This window comes from Niveispirillum sp. (genome assembly GCF_017996735.1).
GTDB lineage: Bacteria > Pseudomonadota > Alphaproteobacteria > Azospirillales > Azospirillaceae > Niveispirillum.
The window spans coordinates 1-5,272 of sequence record NZ_JAGOGJ010000235.1; the positions used below are offsets into that span (position 1 = coordinate 1).

At 63.3% G+C, this 5,272-nt stretch carries 6 protein-coding genes and 1 tRNA gene; 3 read left to right on the plus strand and 4 right to left on the minus strand.

Annotated elements, in window-relative coordinates; translation table 11 throughout:
• Window positions 1-516 precede the first annotated feature (516 nt).
• Together radC and map are read right to left on the minus strand one after the other, a co-directional pair.
• Window positions 517-1,254, minus strand: coding sequence for a DNA repair protein RadC (radC, locus tag KBA48_RS32225; RefSeq protein ID WP_292912768.1), 738 nt, complete (start codon window positions 1,252-1,254; stop codon window positions 517-519).
• A 180-nt stretch (window positions 1,255-1,434) separates the two neighbouring features.
• On the minus strand, window positions 1,435-2,253 hold the full coding sequence (gene map, locus KBA48_RS32230; protein ID WP_292912763.1) for a type I methionyl aminopeptidase: 819 nt from the start codon (window positions 2,251-2,253) through the stop codon (window positions 1,435-1,437).
• Window positions 2,254-2,448: 195 nt separating this feature from the next.
• Here map and KBA48_RS32235 point away from each other — a divergent pair, with 195 nt between their 5' ends.
• Window positions 2,449-3,144 carry a tRNA-uridine aminocarboxypropyltransferase gene (locus KBA48_RS32235; RefSeq protein ID WP_292912764.1) on the plus strand — a complete coding sequence of 232 codons (696 nt, stop codon included), beginning with the start codon at window positions 2,449-2,451 and terminating at the stop codon, window positions 3,142-3,144.
• Window positions 3,145-3,169: 25 nt separating this feature from the next.
• On the opposite strand, the gene KBA48_RS32240 is transcribed toward KBA48_RS32235, so the two are convergent.
• On the minus strand, window positions 3,170-3,334 hold the full coding sequence (locus KBA48_RS32240) for a hypothetical protein (RefSeq protein WP_292912765.1): 165 nt from the start codon (window positions 3,332-3,334) through the stop codon (window positions 3,170-3,172).
• A 221-nt stretch (window positions 3,335-3,555) separates the two neighbouring features.
• On the opposite strand from KBA48_RS32240, the gene KBA48_RS32245 reads away from it, so the two are divergent.
• Complete coding sequence (locus tag KBA48_RS32245; protein ID WP_292912766.1) at window positions 3,556-4,431, plus strand: hypothetical protein; 876 nt, start codon at window positions 3,556-3,558, stop codon at window positions 4,429-4,431.
• Window positions 4,432-4,468: 37 nt separating this feature from the next.
• Here KBA48_RS32245 and KBA48_RS32250 read toward each other — a convergent pair whose 3' ends face one another.
• Window positions 4,469-4,990 carry a GNAT family N-acetyltransferase gene (locus tag KBA48_RS32250; protein ID WP_292912767.1) on the minus strand — a complete coding sequence of 174 codons (522 nt, stop codon included), beginning with the start codon at window positions 4,988-4,990 and terminating at the stop codon, window positions 4,469-4,471.
• Between the two features lie 125 nt (window positions 4,991-5,115).
• On the opposite strand from KBA48_RS32250, the gene KBA48_RS32255 reads away from it, so the two are divergent.
• Window positions 5,116-5,201, plus strand: a tRNA-Leu gene (locus tag KBA48_RS32255).
• Window positions 5,202-5,272 lie beyond the last annotated feature (71 nt).

Here is a 5,272-nt window from a genome sequence, read left to right on the forward strand (position 1 = left end):
GTTCGATCTGTGGTGGCGTTGTCGCCTTGATGGGAACCAAGGATTGCAGGCTTGATGCCAAGTGGAGATTGTGCCCGGAAGTTGAGGGTTTCTGCGGCTTTTGGGTGTGGTGTGCCGTCCGGTTGGCGTGTTGCATAAAGCAAAAATGCGAAAAGCATCATGCGTAAAGCAAATCTTACTGCACATCGCAACGGTGCCGGCGGCGGGGCCGCAACCTAACCTTTTGATCAGGAATCTGTCTTGCCAGGTTAGTTCGTGCAGGAGGGCATGGTGGCGCTGGGCGGCGAAAATAGACGGTCGGGGGTCCAAATCCGGATAATTATAAAAATTGATATGAAAGAATAATTCCGCCAACGGGTAATTATCCGCATCAGCAATGTCAGATTTTTAAATGAATAAAGCTTTATACGGAGCAGCCTTTAATCCCGGCAGATCGGGAATAAAGGCCTTCGCGGCAGGGGCGCCGCTGTGCCTGTCGGTGCAGACAACGCCGGTCAAGAATTTTGACCGGCGTTATTACATCAGCCCGGCACTCTTGAAGCTGACATATTTTCCACCCTTGCCGATGATCACATGGTCATGGATCACCACACCCAATGCCGTGGCGGCGGTGACGATCTGCTTGGTCATATCGATGTCGGCGCGGCTGGGGGTGGGGTCGCCGCTGGGGTGGTTATGGACCAGGATGACGGCGCTGGCGCCCAGTTCCAGGGCACGGCGCACCACCTCGCGCGGATAGACGGGGGTGTGGTCGATGGTGCCGCGCTGCTGCACCTCGTCCGCGATCAGAGTGTTCTTGCGATCCAGGAAAAGCAGCCGGAACTGTTCCACCGGTTCATGCGCCATGGCACCGGCGCAGTAATCCAGCAGCTTCTGCCAGGAGGACAGGATGGGCTGCCCCATCACCTGCTGGCGCGCCATGCGCAGGCCGATGGCGCCCACGACGCGGATATGGGCAATGGTGGCGTCGGAAAAGTTGAAACGGTTGCGCAGGCTTTCCGCCGGGGCCTGGGTCACGGCCCAGAGCGAGCCGAAGACCGTCATCAGTTCCTTGGCCAGAGGTTTGACATCCCGGCGCGGAATGGCCTGGAACAGCAGCAGTTCCAGCAGTTCGTAATCCTGCAGCGCATCGGCACCGGCGGACAGGAACCGTTGGCGCAGGCGGTCGCGGTGGCCGTGATAATGCGGTTTCTCGGCTTCTTCCTCCGCTTCCTCCCGTTTGGGTGGGGCGGGGGGCGGTTTGCCGGCCAGCATGGCGGCCAGCAGATCATCGTCGGGCACCGGTGCCCGACCACCCGAATCGTCGAGCCGGGCCTTCCCCGTCCGCTTCACCGCCATCCCGCTACACCCATGATGTGCATGACCATCACCGCCCACTTCCCGACAAGTGTACCAGCGGGCGATGATGGATGCCAGACGGGAAGCGGGGAACGGTCAGCTATAGGGCGGCTTGGTATAGCCGGCGGGAGAAAGGGTGAAAATCTCGAACCCGTCCCTGGTCACGCCGATGGAATGTTCGAACTGTGCCGACAGGCTTTTGTCCCGGGTCACGGCGGTCCAGCCGTCGGACAGGACCTTCACTTCATAGCGGCCGGCATTGATCATCGGCTCGATCGTGAAGAACATGCCTTCCTCCAGCACGGCACCCCGGCCCTTCTGACCGTAATGCAGCACCGACGGCGCATCGTGGAACACGCGGCCCAGCCCATGGCCGCAGAAATCGCGCACCACAGAAAACCGGAAGCTTTCAGCATAGGATTGGATGGCGTGGCCGATATCGCCCAGGGTGGCGCCCGGCTTCACAACCGCGATGCCCCGCATCATGGCTTCATAGGTCACATCGACCAGCCGCCGGGCCTTCACCCCCACATCGCCCACCATATACATGCGCGAGGTGTCGCCAAACCAGCCATCGACGATGACGGTGACGTCGATATTGGCGATGTCACCATTCACCAGCCGCTTGGCGCCGGGAATGCCGTGACAGACGACATGGTTGATGGAAATGCAGGAGGCCTTGGTATAGCCCTTGTAGCCGACCGTGGCCGATTTGCCGCCATTGGCCTCCACAAAGGCCAGGATCTTGTCGTCCAGCTCCTCCGTCACGGCGCCGGGAACCACGAAGGGCGTGATATAGTCAAGCGTGGCGGCGGCCAGACGGCCGGCCCGGCGCATGCCCTCGAAATCCTCGGGCTTGTGCAGCTTGATGGAGCGCTTGTCTTCGTATTCGTCGGCGAATTCGGCCTGGGTCATCGGTGTCGGTACTTTCGGAAAAGCGGAAATATCATGCCGGGCGCTATCCTACACGATGCGCCGGGCCTGTCGCAAACCCGCCATCCCGATGACTGACGCCCGCCAGGGGCATGGGCGGGGCCACGGCTTGCCATGGCGGCATTGCGTGCCCACCCCCTGCCATGTGGCCGCGCGATGCGCTATGGTGGCGCCACCATGAATGAAGACGATCTGATCCTTCCGCCGCCGCCGGCCCCGCCACCCCCCTGCACCACCTGCGGCAAGCCCCAGGAATTGTGCCTGTGCGCCGAACTGGTGCCGGAACGCACACGCCTGCAACTGCTGGTCCTGATGCACCCGCAGGAACAGGATGTGGAACTGGGCACGGCCCGGCTGCTGGCAGGCCAGATCGAGAACAGCGTCGTGAAGATCGGCCTGTCCTGGCCCTCCCTGTCGAAGGCGCTGGGCCGGCAGGTCGAGGCCAAGCGCTGGGGCGTGCTGTTCATGGGGTCGAAGGAAGAGGTGGCCAAGGTGCCGCGCGGTGGCATCGCCGTGTTCGGCCGCAAGGATGTGGCCCCCGACAGCGACCTGATCCTGTCCGACCTGGAAGGCATCGTCCTGATCGACGGTACCTGGGCCCAGGCCAAGACCCTGTGGTGGCGCAACGCTTGGATGCTGAAGCTGCGCCGTATCGTCATCCATCCGGATTTCCGCTCGGCCTATGGCAATGTCCGCAAGGAACCGCGCAAGGAAAGCGTGTCGACGCTGGAGGCGGGCGCCTTCGTCTATGGCAAGCTGGAAGGCGATCCGGGATTGCAGGACCGGTTGTTGAAGCCGTTCGACGAATTGCTGTCCCGCTGGCGCAAGCACAAGCGCCGGCCGGTACGCACGGGCGCCCCCCCGGCCGTTTGATCCGGCCGGGGCGCGTGTTTGCCGATCATCCCGGCCCGAAGAATTTGTAGCTGACCCCCACCAGCGCGAAGATTGCCAGCCAGATGGCGATCTGCGGCAGCAGTCTCTCGCGCGGCAGCCGGAACCTCCGCAGCACGAGGATCAGCACCAGTACGGAGGAGATGAGGGCCAGGATCTGGTTCTCTGTCATATGTCCGATGTGGGGTGCCACGGATGCGCCTGCAAGGGGCTGGCATGCCGGTTGCTGCCATGGTGGCACCCTCCCCCATGCTGTGGGGGTGTCCGGGACAAGGGCATGCGGAAAAAACCGCCGGACAACAAGGGTAACCGCTTCTTTCCGCTGCTTGGGTGCCGGCAAAGCCTGCCCAGCGGCATGGGCAATTATTGCCTGGCGATGGGAAGGATCGACCCATGGACATAAAGGAATTACTGGCCGCCCGCACGCGGTGGCAACCGGCCCCGACCGTATCGGGCACGTCGGGCACGGCAAAGACAGCCGGCACCAGCACGGATGGCATCGGTACAGGCGGAGAGGTCGGCCTTGACGGCGCCGACACAGGCAAGACCACGCAGACGGGGGGCCTGACCGGCACCAACCACAGTATGGTTGACGGGCTGCCCGCCCTGGAACTGCCCAGCCGTGAAAGTGTCGAGGCCGACCGCCAGCAACTGGGCGACGAGTTGCGCATGACCCTGGCCATGGCTGGAATCAAGAGCGACCCGCCGCTTGCGTTCAGCACCGATGCATCGGGCCAGGTGAAGGTTGAGGGCGATGATCCCCGCGCCGCCGCCGTCAACGATGTGCTGTCGCGCGAACCCGACCTGCAGAACCGGCTGCGCAAGCTGGTCAGCGACGCGCAGATGCTGGAACATGCCGACGCCGTCCAGGGCTATTACCAGCAGGTGAATGCCGGCGGCAATGCGGAGGCGGCCTCCACGCGGCTTGTCGAGGCGGGACGGCAGATCGATGCGGCCAAGGGCTTCACCCTGGCCGGTGAAGGTCTGACGCTGGAGTGCGACGGGATGGGCAAGGCCCTGATGCCGCCCGAACCGACCCAGGTTTCGGATGAGGAGCGAATGTGGCGGGAGATGCTGCGCCTGACCGATCGGACCCGCCAGTCCGGCGTTGTCGCCGCCGCAGAGGACGCGGCAGAGGCCGAGAAGAAGGATAAGGACACGCGCCAGCAGGACAACAGGAAGGGTGCGGAAGAGGGGGCGCAGGCCAGTTCTGCCGCCGCCGATAAGGCACGCATGAAGGGCAGCGAACAGGCCATGGCCGCCGCATGATGCCCGCCCCCGGCCTTTGATGGCGGATCGGCCGCCGTCACCGGGGGTCGGGCGCGGGCCCGTCGTCCAGGATGATCTGGAGGAAGGCCAGGTCCAGCCAGCGGCCGAACTTCATGCCGACCTGCGGCATCAGGCCCGTGCGCAGGAACCCGACCTTTTCATGCAGGGCGATCGAGGGGGCATTTCCCGCCTCGATCGCCGCCACCATGACATGTTTGCCGATGGCGCGCGCCCGGTCGATCAAGGCCAGCAGCAACGCCCGCCCGATGCCCTCGCCCCGCCGGTCGCCCCGCACATAGACGGAATGCTCCACCGTGTGGCGATAGCCATCAAAGGCCCGCCAGTCACCAAAGGATGCGTAACCGATCACGCTATGATCTGTTTCACCGACAGCCACCAGCACGGGATAGCCCAGCCGCCGCCGGTCCGCCATCCAGGCCACACGGTTGGCCGCATCCACCGTCACCTCGTTCCAGATGGCCGTGGTGTTGACCACGGCATCATTATAGATGCCGGCGATGGCAGGGGCGTCGCTGTCGATGGCGTCGCGGATCAGCATCTTGTCGTCTCCTTCCACAGCCCCGTATCCGTGGCCTGTTAACTGCGTGTGTATAGAATGCGACGGACAACCTCGGGCTTGCAATGGCGGGGTGCCATCGGCTAGGTTCCGCTTCCCTGTCAGGGGCTCGCTTGGCGGAATGGTAGACGCCACAGACTTAAAATCTGTTGTCCTTCGGGGCGTACCGGTTCGAGTCCGGTAGCGAGCACCACCTTGATTGTAAAGGGTTTTTCGTCGTTTGTTGGCATGAGAACAAAACAGGATTTACCAACGGCGTCATAC

Coding starts and splice junctions, on each gene's coding strand:
- KBA48_RS32235 (WP_292912764.1), top strand. CDS start 2,449: ATGAATGAAGACGATCTGATCCTTCCGCCGCCGCCGGCCCCGCCACCC.
- map (WP_292912763.1), bottom strand. CDS start 2,253: ATGACCCAGGCCGAATTCGCCGACGAATACGAAGACAAGCGCTCCATC.
- KBA48_RS32240 (WP_292912765.1), bottom strand. CDS start 3,334: ATGACAGAGAACCAGATCCTGGCCCTCATCTCCTCCGTACTGGTGCTG.
- radC (WP_292912768.1), bottom strand. CDS start 1,254: ATGCTGGCCGGCAAACCGCCCCCCGCCCCACCCAAACGGGAGGAAGCG.
- KBA48_RS32245 (WP_292912766.1), top strand. CDS start 3,556: ATGGACATAAAGGAATTACTGGCCGCCCGCACGCGGTGGCAACCGGCC.
- KBA48_RS32250 (WP_292912767.1), bottom strand. CDS start 4,990: ATGCTGATCCGCGACGCCATCGACAGCGACGCCCCTGCCATCGCCGGC.